The sequence below is a fragment of the Fusobacterium perfoetens genome (genome assembly GCF_021531475.1).
In the GTDB taxonomy this organism is placed as follows: Bacteria; Fusobacteriota; Fusobacteriia; order Fusobacteriales; family Fusobacteriaceae; genus Fusobacterium_B.
In genome coordinates, this window is record NZ_JADYTX010000001.1 from 46,077 (window position 1) to 64,918 (window position 18,842).

An 18,842-nucleotide genomic window follows, 5' to 3' on the forward strand; every position below is an offset into this window, starting at 1 on the left:
TTGTTTCATTTATGCTTTGATTATAGCATGGAAATTATTAAAAAGCAATAACAAAAAATTAAAAAAAGTATATTTTAAGTACAAGTTTAAATTAATTTAAACATAAAGATAAAACATATGAATTAAAAGTAAACAAAAAAGAGTAGATGATTAGTCTACTCTTTCTATAAAAATTGGTATTTATATTATTTTAGTCAAAAAAATATTTTCTAAAAAAATACATAAAAATAAAGTTGTTAATTAAAAATTAACAAAAAATTTTTAATATTTTTATTTTAGACGGTAAGTTTTAATTCCTTTATAATCTATAATATTTATTTTTTCATCATTTTCAATTTCTTGAACAAGTTCTTCAATATTTTCTACATTTCTACTTGCTAAAAAACTTCTAAGTTCAAATTGATTCATTGGGTGTCTTTTACAAAGACTTAAAACAGCTTCGTGGTGGTCATCAATCTCACTATAAAAAGATCCAGAGCTTAACATATCAATAGAGATTCCATGAAGTTGTTCTACTGCATATTTCATATTTTCTTTTGAAACCATATTTACATAAGATTCAGCAGGTGGTCTTACTGGAGTATTTAGATAAACTCTCGAATATTTTATTTTTTTCAAAATCTTTTTAAACTCATCAATAGAATGTTTATCATCATTCATTCCATCAAGTAACATAATTTCAAGCCAAAGTTCTCCTTTATATAGATGAGAAAATTCAATAAGTCCTTCTAAAATTTCATTATATTTAATTAAACCATAAGGTCTATCTATTTTTTTTGAAAGTTCTTCATTATAAGCGTTGATTGATGGAAGAACTATGTCAGCTTCCATTAAATCTTTTTGTACTTGTTTATCATTAAGTAAAGCTCCGTTTGTGATAACTGCTACAGGTTTGGTAGTTAAAGATTTTAAAGTTTTTACAAGTTCACCAAGTCTTGAATATAAAGTAGGTTCCCCCTCTCCTACTACTGTAACCACATCAAAAGCATCAGAGTTTTTAAGATATTCTTTAAATTCTGCTACAATATCCTCAAGTTTAAAAAATTCTTGCCTTGTATTTGTCATCTTATTAGTTCTACCAAGTTGGCAATAGATACAAGAATAGTTACAAGTTTTTTTAGGTATAGGACTAACTCCTAAAGAACGTCCAAGTCTTCTTGATGGAATAGGACCATATACATATTTTAATGTTTGCATAAAAATCGTCTCCTAACTATATATTAAATAATTTTTATTTAAAATTTCTTGATATAAAAGGATTATACCATAAAAAAACCTTTATTTTCAAGGTTTTCAAAAAACAAAAAATATATAGCTGATTATACCTCTGTTCTTTTTTATTTTTTTCATTTTAAAACAAAACAAATTTTTTGTAAAAAAGAGAAGTAAAAAAATATTAACATTTATTAGCACACGAGAACATATATTTCAATAATAAAAAGTTAGTTTATTAAAATAATAAAAATTTATAAAATTAGTTAATATATTGTTTTAATTAAAAAAAAGAAATAAATTTAAAACAGAGTGATTTTATAAATTGAAATAAAGTTAATATGTTTTAAAACGGAAGAAATAAATCAAAAATAAGAAATAAAGTTAAGAAATGTTAAAATTGTGTAAAAGAAAAAATATCAATGTAAAAAAAGTTAAAGGATCTGTTGAAATAAAATCTATTTTTTATATTTATTTCATTCAAAAAATATATATTTATATAAAACATGTAAATTAAATATTTTAAGATAAAAAAAGAAATAAAAAAAAGAATTGTCTGAAAAAAAACAAAAAAAGTTTAAAAAAAAACAAAAAAAAGGTTTACAAAATACAAAAAATAATGTATGATTGTCTTAGGGATGAAAAAGATAAACATCTTAGATAATATATTATGTACATTCAAGGAGGAAAGTTTATTATGAAAAAATTAGCACTTTTATTAACAGCACTTGGTGTTGTTTCTGCAGCAGCTTACGCAGCACCTGAATTAACAGTTACATCAGTAGGACAAGAATTAGAAATAGAACATGAAAATGGAACTGATGGGACAACAGCTTGGTTATTTAACTCTGTTGGATTAAAATATGATGATTGGTCTTTTACTGCTACAGGAGCAAAACAATGGAAATATAGCGATAAAAATGATGATGTTACATCTAGTAACCATAGATTACAATTTGATGTAGCTAAACCAGTAACAGATAATTTAACTTTAAAAGGAAGATATAGAGGACAAAATAATCTTGATAGATTCCAAGCAAGCTATGATTATAAATATGGAATGTTCTTATCATCTGGAGATTTCTTCTATGATTCAGTAAATGGAACAGATCATGACTCATTCCATGCTGAATGGCATCCAATTGGAGTTAGCTTAGGTCCAGTTCAAGTTAAATATTATTTTGAATATGTAAAAACTTTAGGGGATGTTCAAGTAGGAGAAGTTGAAGAAGCTTTCGATCACCAAATAAGATTATACGCTCCATTATATAAAGGAGAAAGACTAACTCTTTCTACAGAAGGTAGATTCTCTTTCCACGCTTCTAATGAATATAACGGAGAAGCTAATGCTACTCAAAAAGTTTATGATGATTTCGGAAATAACAGAGTTTATTTAAAAGCTAACTATGTTATGACTGAAAACCTAAATGTATATGCTAACTACTACTATCAATTTAGAGACTATGAATTTGAAACAGTTAAAAAGGATAATGTAAAATCATACACTTCTAACTTAGTTTTAGGATGGTCTTATAAATTCTAATCTGAATTAAATTAGTAAAATTTGAGGAAAGTGTAAGAACTTTCCTCTTTTTTATTTTTATCATTAATTTAATTACTCCACTTATTTCAATAAAAGTATTAAAATAAAAATAATAACTTTTTTTGAAAGGAGTGCACCATGATATACGGATATGTAAGAGTTAGTAGTGATAGGCAAACAGTGGAGAATCAAAAATTTGAAATTATTAAATTTTGTAAAAGAGAAAAAATAAAAATCGATGGTTGGATTGAAGAAACCATCAGTGGCACCAAAAATTATGATAAAAGAAAATTAGGAAAACTTTTAAAAAAAATTAAAAAAGATGACTTAATAATCTGTTCTGAATTATCAAGACTAGGAAGAAATCTTTTTATGATAATGGAAATTTTAAATATTTGTATGACTAGAGAATGTAAGGTTTGGACTATCAAAGATAACTATCGTTTAGGAGAGGATATTCAAAGCAAGGTATTAGCTTTTGCTTTTGGGTTATCTGCTGAAATAGAAAGAAACTTAATTAGCCAAAGAACTAAAGAAGCTCTTGCTAGAAAAAAAGCTGAAGGTGTAAAGTTAGGTCGTCCTTTAGGTAAGGCTAAAACTGTTAAACTTTCAGGAAAAGAGAGATATATAAAAGGATTATTAAATAAAAATATTTCAAAATCAGAAATAGCTAGAAGATTGAGAGTGGATAGAGGAACAGTAGCAAATTTTATTAAAAATTATATTGAAATTTAGAAAAAATGGAGCTGTTATAAATTATTAGACAGCTCCATTGTATCATTTTATAAATATTCTTTTAAATCATTTTCAACTATTTTTTTTATTTCTAAAGCGATTTTTTCAGATTCATCTTTTTTCAATCCAATATTTTCGGCCACTTTTAAAATATCTTTAATAGTTGGATTTTTTCCATTTCCTGCTATTGTTGTTGCATGTTCTCCACCAATAGAGTTACTATAAGTTAGATCATATGCTGGTGAAAGCTCCCATTTTCTTTTAACTTCATTGTATAAAAATGAAAAATTTTTAGAATGATCATCTCTATTATGTGCAAAAATATTAAAACACATAAGTCTATACATTTTTTTTACTTCTTCAAAATCATTAGTCAATTTTAGAGTTAATTTCATCAAAATATCATAATCAAGATTTGGAATTCTATGAGAAGTTTCTAAAAGCCCACTGACAGAAACCATATGAATTTTTTTTATTTTATTTTCAGAATTTTTTTCTCTATCAAATCTTTTTACTCCAAAAAATCCAGAACAATTTTTTGATGGAAATAACTTTGTTTCAGGCATAAAAATTCCACACTTTTTAGCACATAAAGAATAATCATACTCCTGTTTTCCAATATTATCATTATCAAATTTTGAAGGGAATTTGATTATCCAATCTTCTCCATTAATATTAGTGAGTATTTTAGGTCTTGCTCCTCCTGAAGATCCTCCTAATAAAAATAATTCATCTAAATTTTCAGAATATTCTGTATTTAAAATTTTTTTACAAGAAAGAGCCAATTCATCTAAATCTTTTATTTCAGATTTTATTTCAAAATCATATTGAGGAATATATTCAAGTCCACCCATTCCAGAATTACCAACAATTGCTAATCTATCTAGTGAAGTTATTTCAAAAGGATCGATATTATTTTTTTTCAAAGTTCTATCAACTAGTAATTTTCCCCAACCATCAGGCAAACTATCAGAGAAAACTCCAAACATTCCATTAAAAGGGTCTATTTTAGGAATAAAAACCTTATTTTCTAAAGGCAAACTAAAAGGACTTATAGAAAAACCATTTTTTATCCATTCATCATCATACTGAAAAGCTAATAAATCAATTTTACTTTTATTAAGAAGTGCAAGTGTTCCTATTTTTTTTTCATTGAATATTACTTCCAATTTTTTAATTTTATTCATCTAAGATCTCCTCTATAGAATTATAGTGCTTTTTAGAAAAAAGTTGCATAAGTTCATCATCACAATCAAGAATAATAGCAATTTTTGTTAAAGAAAAAAGAGAAATTTCTCCTGTATTTTCAAATCTTTTAATAGAACCTAAACTCACCCCCGTTTTTTTTGCAAATTCCTCTTGAGTTAATTTCATTTCTTTACGTCTGGCTCTAACATTTTCTGCTATTTTTTTTTGAATATCTTTTGGTGTATTAATTTTAAAAAAATCTAACTTCATATATAATATATTATCTAATTTTTTAAAAAAAGTCAATAATAGATAAAATATTATCTATTTATTTGTGAAAAAATAAAAATTATTTTTTAATTAAAGAAAATCTTAATTAAATAAAAAAGCCCGATTATTTTCTTAAGATTTTTGATAAAATTTTGTCAAAAAATTAATGAAAAGAATTCCACTTTTATTAGCAGCACTTGGTGTTGTTTCTGCAGCAGCTTACGCAGCACCTGAATTAAGAGTAACATCTATAGGACAAACTTTAGCAGTTGAAAATACTTCTGGAGCTCAAAATATAGGAGAAGCGGTTCAATTTGTAAATAAATTAGGATTAGCTTATGAAGATTGGACATTCAATTTCTTAGCAAGAAAAACTTGGTCAGCTTCTACTAATGAGTGGAAAGATACAAACAATAAAGTTCACAAAGGATTTGAATCAACTAATCATAGAATGGAAATAGTAGCTACTAGAAGCTTTGGAGATTATTCAGCAGCTTTAAAATGGAGAGCTCAAAAAGATTATGACAGATTACAAGTACCTGTTTCTTATAAATTTGGAATGTTCTCAGGAAATATTGCTCCTGGTTACCAATTCAATAACACTACTGGTGGACAAGATGCATTCTTTATGGATGGAGAACCTTTACAAGTTAAACTTGGACCAGTTCAATTAGCTTACTTCTTAGAATATGTTAAATATACTGGAGATGCTAAAGGAACAGATACAGCTCATGATTATAAAAATCAAATCAGATTAAGAGGAACTTTATATTCAACAGAAGATTATAGAATTGGTGCAGAATATAGATATCAATTTTTACATGATGTTGAGTTAGGAAATGGAAAACAAGGTGTTGAAAACAATAGACACATTGCAATATTAAATGCAGCTTATAATTTAACAGAAAACTTAACAATTGATGGATATTATCAATATGAATTTAACAAATATGATGAACACGATGTAGCTCCTAAAGCAGATGACTACTATGGAGAATTAGGATTTGGATGGACATACAAATTCTAGTTTGATATAAACTAAATTAATAAATTAGAGGGATGTTTATTTTCCCTCTTTTTTTGTGCTATATTTTCATAAAAATAAAAAAGACCCCGAAGGGTTGAGGGATACTATTTGTTGCTATGCCACCACCAAGCAAAAACACAAAGAATTATTAAAATCCCTGCATTCAAATTGATGTTTTCGATGTATACTACCATAAGTACACCCTCCTCAAAATAAATGATTTTTCTACCTTGCTTAAGGGCAGAATAAAAGCTCCCAAAAATTTGAGAGCCTTTATCCTAAGCTTAATAATCATTTATTTTGAGTACCCTACGGGTTTGTTTCTATAAGTATTATATCATTTTCTCAATAAATTGTAAAGAAAAAAGCTCCCAAAAAACTGAGAGCTTCTATCTGACCTTTTAAACTAATATTTCAGTACCCTACGGGTTTGTTTCTACAGGTATTATACCATTTTTTTAGAAATTTGTAAATGAAAAAGCTTTACATTTCAATAATAAAATATTTTTTGATTATAAATTAAAATGCAAATGAAAAAAGAGGAAAGTTTTTACACTTTCCTCAAATTTTTTATTAATTTAATTCAGACTAAAATTTATAATTCCATCCAAATGTTAAGTTTTGATAATTTCCAACTGATTCATCAGCTGTAGAACCATTTCTTCTTTCATTTTCATTGAATTCATAAGCATAGTTTACATAAACATTTAAGTCTTCAGAAACAGCATAGTTAGCTTTTAGATATAATCTATTTCTTCCGAAATCTTCCCATGTAGTATAGTCTTTATCATTAACCATATCTTTTTCAGCATGTAAAGTTATTCTTGCTTCAGTTGATAAAGATAATCTATCCCATTTATATAGTGGAGCATATAATCTAATTTGATGTTCTGTGTAACTTTCTTCAGATTTAACAGCATTATTATTTTCTTTATAGTTTAATAAATATTTAGCTGTAACTGGACCTATTTTAACTCCAATTGGGAACCATTCCATTTCTATGTTGTCTTCAGCATTGTTATTATTGAATTGATACCAGAAATCTCCTGATGATAAGAACATTCCATAGTTGAAGTCGTATCTAGCCATGAATCTATCCATATCTTTTTGACCTCTGTATCTAAATCCTAATTTTAAATTGTCATTTATTTTTCTCCAAGCATCAAATTGTACTCTGTTGTTAGCAGAAGAAATTCCTTTTCCTTCTTTATCCACACCATTGTCATCATTATCATAGTTCCATTGTTTTGCACCTTGGAATCCAAATGACCAATCCCCATATGCTAATCCAACATTGTTATATAACCAAGCTGTTGTATCATCAGATCCATTAGTGTGTTCTATTTCAACTTCTTGTCCTACTGATGTAACTGTTAATTCAGGTGCTGCGTAAGCTACTGCAGAAACAACACCAAGTGCTGCTAATAAAAGTGGATTTATTTACAGCAATTTTTTGATGAAAAAATTTATTTCAAATTACAATAATTTTTTATTGCTTTGTGGTTTCAAAAAAATATCTTTTTAATAAAATTATTTCAAAAATAAAAACTATAAAAGAAAATTGAAATAAAAATTTTTATTGAAAAAATATTAAAAAAACACTACAATAAAAGGATAGGATATTTTTGTAGGAGGAAAAAATGATATTAGGTCTTACAGGTGGAATAGCTAGTGGAAAATCAACAGTGAGCAATATTTTTAAAAAGTATGGGATATATATAGCTGATGCAGACAAGATAGCAAAAGAGTTAGGAAATAGAAAAGATGTTATAGATGAAATTGGAGAAAAAATTTCAAAAACTGTTATAGATAAAAATGGAAACGTGGACAGAGCTAAACTGAAAGAGATTGTTTTTTGTGATAAATCAAAATTAGAAATACTTAATAAAATATATCATCCAAAAATTAGAGAAGAATTTAAAAAAATTAAGTTAAATTCTTCTAAAAATGATATAATAATATTTGATGTACCTTTACTATTTGAAACAGGAATGTATACTTTATGTGACAAGAACATTTTAGTGTATGTAAATGAAGATATTCAAATAGAAAGATTGATAGCAAGAGATGGAATAACAAAGGAACTTGCAAAAAAAATCATAGATTCTCAAATGAGTTTAGATGAAAAAAAATCAAAATCAGATATTCTTATAGAGAATAATGGTTTATTGGAAGAATTAGAAGAAAAAGTAGAGATAGTTTATAAAAAAATTTTAGAAGAGATAAGATAATTGGAGGAAAAAATGAAAATAGTAGCCCCAGCAGGTAATTTAGAGAGATTTTATTCAGCAGTTAATGCTGGAGCAGATGAAATCTATATGGGTATAAAAGGATTTGGAGCAAGAAGAAATGCCGAGAATTTCACATTAGAAGAGTATAAGGAAGCTATTGATTACGCTCACAAAAGAGGAAGTAGAATATTTTTAACTTTAAATACTCTTATGAAAAATGTAGAGATAGATTTTTTATATACAAATTTAAAAGTTCTTTATGAATATGGATTAGATGCAATAATAGTTCAAGATTTAGGATATTTTAGATTTATAAAAGAAAACTTTCCTGATATAGATATTCACGGAAGTACTCAAATGACAGTGGCAAATCATTTTGAGGCAGAATATCTTAGAAAATTAGGTTTCAAAAGGGTAGTTTTACCACGTGAAATGACTTTTGAGGAGATAAAAAAAATCAGAGAAAACACTTCGATAGAATTAGAGGTGTTTGTATCAGGGGCTTTATGTATCTCTTATTCTGGTAATTGCTATATGAGTAGCTTTATAGGTGGTAGAAGTGGAAATAGAGGAATGTGCGCCCAACCTTGTAGAAAACTGTATACTAAAGATAGTAAATGTAATTTCTTATTAAGTCCAAAAGATCAACTTATGGGAAAAGAAGAAATTCAAAAATTAAAAAGTATAGGTATCAATAGTATAAAAATAGAAGGAAGAATGAAAGAAAAAACTTATGTTAATGAGGCTGTGACATATTTTAAAGATATGATAGCTGATATTGATAGAGATGAAAAACTTTCAAATGTATTTAATAGAGGTTACTCTAAAGGATATTTTTATTCAGATACTAAGTCTAGTGATATAATGAATAGAAATTATTCTGCTACAATGGGGAAAAATATTGGAATAATCAGTGGAAAAGAGTTAATTCTTGAAGATGGAATAATCTTAGGAGATGGTATAACTTATCTTTCAAGAGATTATGAAGTTCTTGGTGGAGAATATATCAATAGAATAGAAAAGAAAAATCAAAGGGAAAAATTTAAAGAAGCAAATATTGGAGATAAGATAATTCTTAGAAATGCTCCAAAAGGTGCAAAATATGTTTTCAAAAACTTTGATAAAGAAGTTATAGATGAAATTACTCAAAGATTAAAACAAGAAAATAAAAAGCAAGAGATTGAGCTTATTTTTGAAGGAAAACTTGGAGAAAAACCAGTTCTAAAAGGAAAAATAACTAATAACTATGGAAAAGAGATATTTGAAACAATAGTTGGAGAAAATATTATAGAACAAGCTAGTAAAAAAAGTGCTGATGCAAAAAATATTGAAGAAAAACTTTGTGAAACAGGAGATACACCTTTTGTTGTAACAGATTGTAAAGTGTATATAGATAATAATATTTTTATGCCAGTATCAGTTTTAAAAGAGTTAAGAAGAAATTTACTTCAAATATTAGAGGAAAAATTAGTTGAAAGTTATAGAAGAAAACTTGGAGAAAGAAAAATCTTTAGGCTAGAAATAGAAAAAGATATAGTAAAAACTCCAGAGATTTCTGTAATGTTAACAACTAAAGAGCAAGAAAAAATAGTTAGAAATTTAGGAATAAAGAAAATTTATCACAGAGGTTTTGATGTGGCAAAAGAGGGAAATCTTGAAAAAATTGATTTAAACTCTCATTTAGCTACAAATTTATATCAAGTTTTAGAAAATAAAACAAAAGATATAACAGTTGGTTGGAACTTAAATATTGGAAATATTTATTCTCTAAATGAGTTTTCTAAAATTCCAAATGTAAAAACTATTATACTTTCTCCAGAACTTAAATATGAAGAAATTGAAAATATTGGAAGAGTACCTGTAAGAAAAGCTATGCTTGGATATTCAAAATTAAAAGGAATGTATATTGAGCTTGGAATATTGGGAGATGGAGATACTTTTGTGAATGAGCAAAATGATATTTTTATTTCAAGAATAAACGAGCTTGGAAATGACGAAATTTATTTCAAAAAACCTTTAAATGTATTAAGTCAAGTGAGAAGACTTGGAAAATTAGGAATAGATGAGGTTGTTATTGAGTTTTTAGATGAAACAGAGCAAGAAATAAATGATATAATAAATAATATAGATAAAAAAGAAAATACTTATAGTCCATACAACTATGAGAGAGGAGTATTTTAGATGAAAATGATGACAATTAGAAATCTGGCTACTTGGTTTGGATTGGGAGATATGCCAAAAGCTCCGGGAACTTTTGGAACTTTAGGTGGGATACCTCTTTATATTGGGATTAGTTTTTTAAGAAATCTATTTCCTAATATAACATTATATAATTCTTTTTACTTTATGTTTTTGATGACATTTTTTGCTTTAAGTGTTTATGTGGCAGATGTAAGTGAGAGAATTATATTTAAAAAAGAGGATCCTCAACAAGTGGTTATAGATGAAGTTTTGGGATATATGACTACATTATTTCTTGTAAACCCTGTTGGATTTAAAGAACATCTGATAGCTATAGTACTTGCTTTTGTAATTTTTAGATTTTTAGATATAACAAAGATAGGTCCAATAGATAAGGTGCAAGAGTTAAAAGATGGAATAGGAGTTACAATGGACGACTTTTTAGCAGGAGTTATTGGAAACTTTATATTACTTTGTATATGGACATTTTTCTTTTAATAAATAATCAAGGGAGATGGAGAGATGAAAGCTAGTATAATTCTTGTTGGAACGGAACTTTTAAGTGGTGGAACAGTTGACACTAATAGTATCTTTATGGCAGAAGAGTTAAATAAATATGGAATTGAGATAAAATATAAGCTAACAGCAAAAGATACTATAGAAGATATTTTAGAAGCTTTAGATTTTGCAAGAAAGCATAGTGATCTTATTATAACTTCAGGTGGTCTTGGACCAACAATTGATGATATTACAAAAGATGCTGTGGCAATGTTTTTGAATAAAAAAATTGTTGTTGATGATGAAGATTTAGCAATAATGAAAAAGAAATTTGAAGATAGACAAGTTAAATATACTCCAAATAATATAAAACAAGTTGAAAAGCCAGAGGGAGCAGTTTCAATTCAAAATCAAGTGGGGATGTGTCCAGCTGTTTATGTAGATGGAATAGTTTGTTTTCCAGGAGTTCCTTCAGAAGTATATGATATGTTCCCTAGATTTTTAAAATGGTATTCAGAAGAGAAAAAATTATTGGTAGATGAAATTTATATAAGAGATTTACTTGTTTATGGAATAGGAGAATCACACCTTGATCAAATGATAAGTGGATTTTTTACAGAAGAGGGAATAGATTATGAATTTCTTGTAAAAGATTTTGGAATAATAATAAGATTACAGGGAAAAAATAGTAATAAAAACATAGTGGAAAAAATTGCTGAAAAGATATATAATATAGTAGGTGCAAATATTTTTGGAGAGGGAGAAGATAGATTAGAAAATCTAGTTATTGAAAAACTTAAAAAAAATAATCTAACACTTTCTGTTGCAGAATCTTGTACTGGTGGTATGCTTTCAGCCAAGATAGTAGGAGTATCTGGTGCTTCAGAAATCTATAAAGAGGGGCTAACGACTTATAGTAATGAAGCGAAAGTAAAAAGACTAGGAGTAAAACAAGAAACATTAGATAAATATGGTGCAGTCAGTGAAGAAACTGCTAGAGAAATGGTACAAGGTTTAACAACTGATGTGGCAATATCAACAACAGGAATAGCAGGTCCTTTAGGAGGGACAGAAGAAAAGCCGGTTGGATTGGTTTATATGGGAATTAGAGTAAAAGATAAGATTATAGTTGAGAAAAAAGTTTTTGTAGGAACAAGAAATAAAATTAGGGAAAGAGCAACATTACAAAGCTTGTTTTATTTGAACAAAATGTTGAAAGGAATGTACTAATGACTATAGGAGAGAAAATAAAAAAGCATAGAACAGAAAGAGGGTTTTCATTGAGAGAACTTGCTAAAAGAGTAGATTTATCAGCAAGTTTCTTGTCTCAAATTGAACAAGGAAAAGCATCACCATCAATAGAAAATCTAAAAAAAATAGCCAATAACTTAGAAGTAAGGGTGAGCTATCTTATAGAGGAAGATGAAAAATTAGAAACTTTTCTTGTAAAAAAAGATGAAATTAAATATGTTGAAAGTATAGATTCAAAAACTTCCATAGGACTTTTAACTTCTTCAAAGTTAGAAAAAGATATGGAGCCAATTATATATGAAATAAAACCGGGAGGAGAAAGTGGAAGAGGTTTCTTCAACCACCCTGGAGAAGAGTTTATATATATAATAGAGGGAAGTCTTGATATTTATATAGAAAATCAAGTTACTACATTAAACGAAGGGGATAGTTTTTACTTTAAATCCACTTTAAGCCATAGATTTAAAAATAATGGTAAAAAATTAACAAGAGCAATATGGGTAGTTAGCCCACCAACATTCTAATTTTTAGTATAATAAAATTTGGAGGAAGAATGGAAATAAAAATACAAGTATTAAATGCAATGAGACTTACAAAACTTCTTATTGCAGCAAGTAGATGGTTATCAAGACACGCCGATGTGTTAAATGATTTAAACGTTTATCCTGTACCAGATGGGGATACAGGAACAAATATGTCAATGACATTACAAGCTGTTGAAAACCAACTTGTAAAACTTAATTATGAACCTAAGATGGCAGAGCTTTGTGAAATAGTATCAGAAGCAATACTTTTAGGTGCAAGAGGAAATTCGGGAACAATTTTATCTCAAATTATTCAAGGATTTTTAATGGGAATCCAAGATAAAGAAGAGGCAACTGTTGAAGATGTAATAAGAGCTTTTGAAAAAGCGAAAGAGAAAGCTTATAACGCTGTAAGTAATCCTGTTGAAGGAACTATCCTTACAGTAATAAGAAAAGTATCAGAAGCTGCAAAAGTTTATGAGGGAGATAGGGAAGACTTTATCCCATTTTTAGTGCATTTAAAAAATGTTTCAGCAGAAGCTGTAGAAGAAACACCAGAACTTTTACCAAAATTAAAAGAAGCTGGGGTTGTAGATGCTGGAGGAAAAGGAATATTCTATATACTAGAGGGATTTGAAAAATCTATTACTGACCCTCAAATGTTAGAAGAACTTGAAAGAATTATCCAATCTCAATCAAAAAGAAAAGAGATGTTAGATGCCACAGCTATTGCCATGGAAGACATCAAATTTAAGTATTGTACAGAATTTATCATAGAAAATGGAAGCTTTGATTTAGAAGAGTATAAGAAAAAAATAGAAGTTTATGGAGATTCTTTAGTGTGTGCTCAAACTTCTAAAAAAACAAAAACTCATATTCATACAAATAATCCAGGGCTTGTATTGGAGATTGCTTGTGCTTTAGGAAATCTTTCTAATATGAAAATAGAAAATATGGAAATTCAACATCATAACAACAAGTTATTTAAAGATGGAAGTTATGATATAGAAGAAAGTAATATAATAGTAAGAAATGAAAATGCAAGACCTATTGGATATTTTGCTATTGTTGATAATAAAGAGATGGGAGAGATATTCCTAAATACTGGAGCTGCTGCAGTTCTTATTGGAGGGCAAACAAACAATCCAAGTGTAGCAGATATAGAAGAGGGAATTAAAAAAATAGACTCTGAAAAAGTAATAGTGTTACCAAATAATAAAAATATCATATCAGCAGCTAAAATTGCAGCAGAAAGAGCTACAACAAAAGAGGTTACTGTATTAGAAACTAAGAGTATGTTAGAAGGACACTATATCATAAAAAATAAGGATTTAAAAATAGAAAGTGTTATTGACCATCTTGGTGTAAATACATCTATTGAAGTAACAAAAGCTGTAAGAAATACAAGAGTTGACGAATTAGAAATAAAAGAAGGAAATTATATTGCTATAGTCAATGGAAAAATAAAAGAAACAGCTGATACTTTAGAGGAGATGACTAAAAAATTAGCAGATAAGTATTTTGTTAAAGATACTTTAAATGTATTAGTTTCTCTTGGAAAAGAGGCAGAAGAAAATGCTAGTGCTAATTTAAGAAAAATTTCATCTACTGCTAAATATGAAGAGATAAACTGTGGTCAAGATCACTATCACTACTATATCTATGTAGAAAATAGAGATCCAAAACTACCAGAAATAGCAATAGTAACAGACTCTACATCAGACTTATCAGAAGAGATGATTAGAGATCTAAATAACTTGGAGATAATACCTCTAAAAGTTAAATTAGATGGAGATAATTATTATAGAGATGGAGTAGATATTTCAAAACAAGAGTTCTGGAGAAAAATAATAGAAGAGGGACAACTTCCAAAAACTTCTCAACCATCTCCAGCAGAGTTTAAAGCTCTATATGAGAGATTATTTGCTAAAGGTTACAAAAAAATCATCTCAATACATCTTTCAGGAAAACTAAGTGGAACTCAACAAGCTGCTAGAGTTGGAAGAGGTATGTCAAGTAGAGAAGATGATATAATCATAGTAGATTCAAAAACAGTTACATTTGCTTTAGGTCACTTAGCAACAGAGGCTGCTAAAATGGCTCAAGAAAGAAAAGAATTACCAGAAATTATTAAATGGATAGAAGAAACAAAAGAAGCGATGAAAGTTTACTTTGTAGTTAAAGATTTAGATTACCTACAAAGAGGTGGAAGAATAGGAAAAGCTTCAGCTTTTATTGGTGGAATTTTTAGAGTAAAACCAGTATTAAAAGTGGAAAATGGAGAAGTTTCAGTTGAAACTAAAGTACTTGGAGAAAAAGGTGCGCTTCTTCATATGGAAAAATTAATAAAAGCTGCAAAAACTTCTATTATTTTATATACAGCTTGGGGAGGAAGCCAAAGTGGACTTACTAATGCGGATACTCTAAAGAGCATAGCAGAGAGATTTAAAAAAGTAGATTATAGAGGAAGAGTGGAAATAGGAGCGGTTATTGGTTCTCATGTAGGTTCTGTTTACGGAATGGGAATAATGGATAAGATCAGATAGTTTACTATTTCCTTAAAATCAAAAATTTTTGAAGCATAAGGACTCATAAAGAGTCCTTTCTGCATTTAATTTAGTTATTCAAAGATTTATATAGATTTTAGGAGGACAAATGGAAAATGTGTTGATGATTGCAGGAATACTGATTTTTTTGGTGACGTTCTATTTTATAATCACTGAAAAATATCCAAAATCTTTAGTATCTGTAATTGGTGGTGCTCTGATGGTTGTAATCAGAATTCTAAATGAAGAGCAAGCTCTTGAAGTTGTAGGATACAATTTAGAAATTTTGATACTTCTTATCGGAATGATGGTTATTGTAGAGATTATGTCAGAAACAGGAGTGTTTCAGTGGGTAGCAATAAAGATTGCTCAAAGTGTTAAAGGGGATCCGATAAAGATATTGGCTCTTCTTTCAGTTGTGACTGCTACATTCTCAGCTTTTTTAGATAATGTTACTACAATACTTTTGATAGTACCTGTTACTATATTTTTGGCAAAAAGATTGGAGCTAGATCCCAAACCTTTTGTGTTGATGCAAATATTTATGTCAAACATAGGTGGAACAGCTACAATGATAGGTGACCCGCCAAACTTAATTATTGGAAGTCTTGGGAATATTGGCTTTAATGATTTTATTATTCATCTTGGACCTATTGTAGCAATTAATACTGTTGTTTTAATAGTGTCTGCTAGTCTTTACCTAAAGCCAAAAATGCATGTTTCAAGAGAGTTAAGAGCAGCTATTATGGAACTTGATCTATCAAGAACTATAAAAAATAAAAAACTTTTAACTCAATCAATAGTTGTTTTTGTAGGTGTGATTTTAGGATTTTTAACTAACACTTTTACAGAGATAGGACTTGCAATAATAGCCATTTTAGGTGCTTGTATATTGGTTATTTTCAGTGGGAGAAAACCAGAAGATGTGTTAGCTAAGGTAGAGTGGGATACTTTATTTTTCTTCGGAGGATTATTTGTAGTTATTCAAGGGATAGAAGAACTTGGAATAATAAAAAGACTGGGAGAATATGTAGTATCTCTTACATCTGGAAATTTGGAATTTACTTCAGCTTTGATGCTTTTAGTATCAGCAGGATTATCTCCAATAATAGGTTCAATCCCACATACACTTTCTTTTGGAAAGATAGTATTAGAGATTATACCAAATTATTCTGGAAATACAGATGTATTATGGTGGGCTTTGTCACTAGGAGCTTGTCTTGGTGGAAATATGACAATAGTTGGTGCAGCTGCTAATATGGTAGGAGCATCAGTATCAAAAAAAGTAGGAATAGAGATTACTTTTAAAGAATTTTTTAAATGGGGAACAGTGGTTGTTGCTCAATCAGTTGTGTTGAGCTTGGCATATATTTATATTAGATATTAACGGAGGATAATTATGAAACTTTCTAACTATTTTGATAAGAAACTGATTTTTATAGACATTGAGGGAAATACACAGGAAGAAATAATAGAAAAATTAGTAGAAAAAATTGCCAGTGAAGATAAAGTAGTAGCTGACAAGAAAGAAGAAATAAAAAAGGCAGTAATAAAAAGAGAAAGAGAGATTTCAACAGCAATAGGAATGGGAGTAGCAGTTCCTCATGCTAGAATAGCAAATTTCAATGATTTTATAGTAGCAGTTGGGATTTTAAAGGAGCCTTTTGAAATAAAAGTGGAAGGTTTAGATGAGAAAGACCATGTAAAAGTAGTATTTCTAGTAATTTCTGATATATTGAAAAATAAAAATATGTTAAAAATTATGGGTGGAATTTCAAAAATTGCTATGAAAAAGCCAGAATATTTAGAAAAAATAAAATCTGGAAAATCTGCCAAAGAGGTATTAAAAGCTATTGAAGAGGCTAATATAGAATTTGATCATAAAATAATAGCAGATGATGTTTTAAGCCCTAATATTACACCAGTGTATGAAGATACAACTTTGGAAGAAGTAGCAAAAAGATTAATCAGTGAAAAAATTGGAGGAATTCCAGTAGTTGATAAAGAAAATAACTTTTTAGGAGAGATAACAGAAAAAGAGCTTATAAGCTATGGTATGCCTAAATACTTGTCATTGATGAGAGATTTAGACTTTTTAACAATAGGAGAACCTTTTGAAGAATATCTTTTGAAAGAGGAAACAGCAACAATAAAAGATATTTATAGAAAGAAAGAAGATTTACATATTTTAGATAGAAAAACTCCAATAATGGAAATATGTTTTGTAATGGTCAACAAAGGATACACAAGACTTTATGTAGTTGATGAAGGAAAATTCCGTGGAGTTATCAGAAGATATGATATAATTAAAAAAGTTCTTCACATTTAACAATTGAATAATAGGAGGCAGAATGTTTTACTTAACAATCGGGGTACTAATATTTATCGTAATATTTTATTTTATAATTACAGAAAAAATTTCTAGTGCTTGGGCGACAATGCTAGGAGGACTTATAATGGCATTGATAGGCATTTTAAATGAGGAGCAAGCTCTTAAGGCGATATATGAAAGACTTGAAATATTGCTTTTACTTATAGGAATGATGATGATGGTTCACATTATTTCAGAAACAGGAGTGTTCCAATGGTTTGCTATTAAAGTGGCTCAATTTACAAAGGGAGAACCCTTTAGACTGATTGTTATGCTTTCACTTATAACCGCTTTATGTTCAGCTTTTTTAGATAATGTGACAACAATTCTATTGATGGCACCTATATCAATATTACTAGCAAATGAGTTAAGAATAGATCCTTTCCCATTTGTTATGACAGAGATTATGTCAGCAAATATCGGTGGACTTGCAACTCTTATAGGGGATCCAACACAACTTATTATAGGGTCAGAAGGAGAATTAGGATTTAATGCATTTTTAGCAAATACAGCGCCTATGGCAATTATTTCAATGATAATACTTTTAGGAAATGTTTATTTCTTTTATTGCAGAAAAATGCACATATCAAGAGATTTGAAAATAAGAATTATGGAGATAGACTCTAGTCGTTCTCTAAAAGATATAGAAGTTTTAAAAGTATCAATGATAATTTTTTCAATGGTACTTATAGGATTTGTACTAAATAATTTTATTAATAAAGGACTTGCAATAATAGCTCTTTCAGGGGCGATATTTTTAGTAGTACTTACTAAAAAAGAACCAAAAGAGATACTTGTTAATGTAGAGTGGGAAACTTTATTTTTCTTCATAGGTCTTTTTATGATGATAACAGGGATTGAAAATCTTCATATAATAGACTTTATAGGAAATAAATTGGCAGATTTTACAAAAGGAAACTTTAAGTTAGCTCTTATTTCAATAACTTGGCTTTCTGGAATGTTTACTTCTGTAATAGGAAACGTAGCCAACGCAGCTACAGTTTCAAAAATAGTCAATGTAATGTTACCAACTTTCCAAGGACAAGACAACTTAAATGCTTTGTGGTGGGCATTATCTTTTGGATCTTGTTTAGGTGGAAATCTTACAATATTAGCTTCAGCAACAAATGTTGTAGCAGTAGCAGCTTCTAAAAAAGCTGGTTGTAAAATAGATTTTGTAAAATTTTTAAAATTTGGAGCATCAATATCTATTCAAACATTATTGGTAGCGACAATTTATTTATTGGTTAGATATAATTAGGGAG

16 protein-coding genes are annotated in these 18,842 nt (G+C 28.4%); 12 read left to right on the forward strand and 4 right to left on the reverse strand.

The genetic code is table 11. The annotated features are described in order from the left end of the window. Nucleotides 1–270: 270 nt before the first annotated feature. Complete coding sequence (locus tag I6E15_RS00275) at nt 271–1,197, reverse strand: radical SAM protein (protein ID WP_235243348.1); 927 nt, start codon at nt 1,195–1,197, stop codon at nt 271–273. 712 nt (nt 1,198–1,909) lie between these two features. Between I6E15_RS00275 and I6E15_RS00280 the strand changes: the two genes are divergently transcribed. Further along, nucleotides 1,910–2,755: a DUF2490 domain-containing protein gene (locus I6E15_RS00280; protein WP_235243350.1), complete on the forward strand. Its 846-nt coding sequence runs from the start codon at nt 1,910–1,912 to the stop codon at nt 2,753–2,755. Nucleotides 2,756–2,893: 138 nt separating this feature from the next. Beyond that, nucleotides 2,894–3,490: a master DNA invertase Mpi family serine-type recombinase gene (locus I6E15_RS00285; RefSeq protein WP_235243352.1), complete on the forward strand. Its 597-nt coding sequence runs from the start codon at nt 2,894–2,896 to the stop codon at nt 3,488–3,490. 47 nt (nt 3,491–3,537) lie between these two features. Here I6E15_RS00285 and I6E15_RS00290 read toward each other — a convergent pair whose 3' ends face one another. Both I6E15_RS00290 and I6E15_RS00295 read right to left on the reverse strand, forming a co-directional pair. Then, nucleotides 3,538–4,677 (reverse strand): type II toxin-antitoxin system HipA family toxin, encoded by a 1,140-nt coding sequence (locus I6E15_RS00290; RefSeq protein ID WP_235243354.1) that lies wholly within the window; start codon nt 4,675–4,677, stop codon nt 3,538–3,540. Beyond that, nucleotides 4,670–4,948 (reverse strand): helix-turn-helix domain-containing protein, encoded by a 279-nt coding sequence (locus I6E15_RS00295; protein ID WP_177161367.1) that lies wholly within the window; start codon nt 4,946–4,948, stop codon nt 4,670–4,672. Before I6E15_RS00295 ends, I6E15_RS00290 begins: the two co-directional genes overlap by 8 nt. 166 nt (nt 4,949–5,114) lie before the next feature. Between I6E15_RS00295 and I6E15_RS00300 the strand changes: the two genes are divergently transcribed. Continuing rightward, complete coding sequence (locus tag I6E15_RS00300) at nt 5,115–5,975, forward strand: hypothetical protein (RefSeq protein WP_235243355.1); 861 nt, start codon at nt 5,115–5,117, stop codon at nt 5,973–5,975. Between the two features lie 588 nt (nt 5,976–6,563). On the opposite strand, the gene I6E15_RS00305 is transcribed toward I6E15_RS00300, so the two are convergent. Then, a complete protein-coding gene (locus I6E15_RS00305; protein WP_235243357.1) occupies nt 6,564–7,190 on the reverse strand; it encodes a hypothetical protein in 627 nt (208 codons plus the stop codon). 425 nt (nt 7,191–7,615) lie between these two features. Between I6E15_RS00305 and coaE the strand changes: the two genes are divergently transcribed. From coaE to I6E15_RS00350, 9 genes are all read left to right on the forward strand, one after another. Then, on the forward strand, nt 7,616–8,206 hold the full coding sequence (gene coaE, locus I6E15_RS00310; RefSeq protein WP_235243359.1) for a dephospho-CoA kinase: 591 nt from the start codon (nt 7,616–7,618) through the stop codon (nt 8,204–8,206). Between the two features lie 12 nt (nt 8,207–8,218). Continuing rightward, the gene (locus I6E15_RS00315) at nt 8,219–10,387 is read left to right on the forward strand and encodes a peptidase U32 family protein (RefSeq protein ID WP_235243361.1); all 2,169 of its coding nucleotides are present in this window, start codon (nt 8,219–8,221) and stop codon (nt 10,385–10,387) included. Next, complete coding sequence (locus tag I6E15_RS00320) at nt 10,388–10,885, forward strand: phosphatidylglycerophosphatase A (RefSeq protein WP_235243363.1); 498 nt, start codon at nt 10,388–10,390, stop codon at nt 10,883–10,885. Nucleotides 10,886–10,909: 24 nt separating this feature from the next. After that, the gene (locus tag I6E15_RS00325) at nt 10,910–12,115 is read left to right on the forward strand and encodes a CinA family nicotinamide mononucleotide deamidase-related protein (RefSeq protein ID WP_235243365.1); all 1,206 of its coding nucleotides are present in this window, start codon (nt 10,910–10,912) and stop codon (nt 12,113–12,115) included. Beyond that, nucleotides 12,115–12,660: a helix-turn-helix domain-containing protein gene (locus tag I6E15_RS00330; protein WP_177160458.1), complete on the forward strand. Its 546-nt coding sequence runs from the start codon at nt 12,115–12,117 to the stop codon at nt 12,658–12,660. Before I6E15_RS00325 ends, I6E15_RS00330 begins: the two co-directional genes overlap by 1 nt. Before the next feature lie 29 nt (nt 12,661–12,689). After that, nucleotides 12,690–15,206, forward strand: coding sequence for a DegV family EDD domain-containing protein (locus I6E15_RS00335; protein ID WP_235243367.1), 2,517 nt, complete (start codon nt 12,690–12,692; stop codon nt 15,204–15,206). A gap of 109 nt (nt 15,207–15,315) precedes the next feature. Continuing rightward, nucleotides 15,316–16,593, forward strand: coding sequence for an ArsB/NhaD family transporter (locus I6E15_RS00340; RefSeq protein WP_235243368.1), 1,278 nt, complete (start codon nt 15,316–15,318; stop codon nt 16,591–16,593). A 12-nt stretch (nt 16,594–16,605) separates the two neighbouring features. Next, on the forward strand, nt 16,606–17,535 hold the full coding sequence (locus tag I6E15_RS00345) for a PTS sugar transporter subunit IIA (RefSeq protein ID WP_235243370.1): 930 nt from the start codon (nt 16,606–16,608) through the stop codon (nt 17,533–17,535). A gap of 22 nt (nt 17,536–17,557) precedes the next feature. Continuing rightward, nucleotides 17,558–18,838: an ArsB/NhaD family transporter gene (locus I6E15_RS00350; protein ID WP_235243372.1), complete on the forward strand. Its 1,281-nt coding sequence runs from the start codon at nt 17,558–17,560 to the stop codon at nt 18,836–18,838. Nucleotides 18,839–18,842 lie beyond the last annotated feature (4 nt).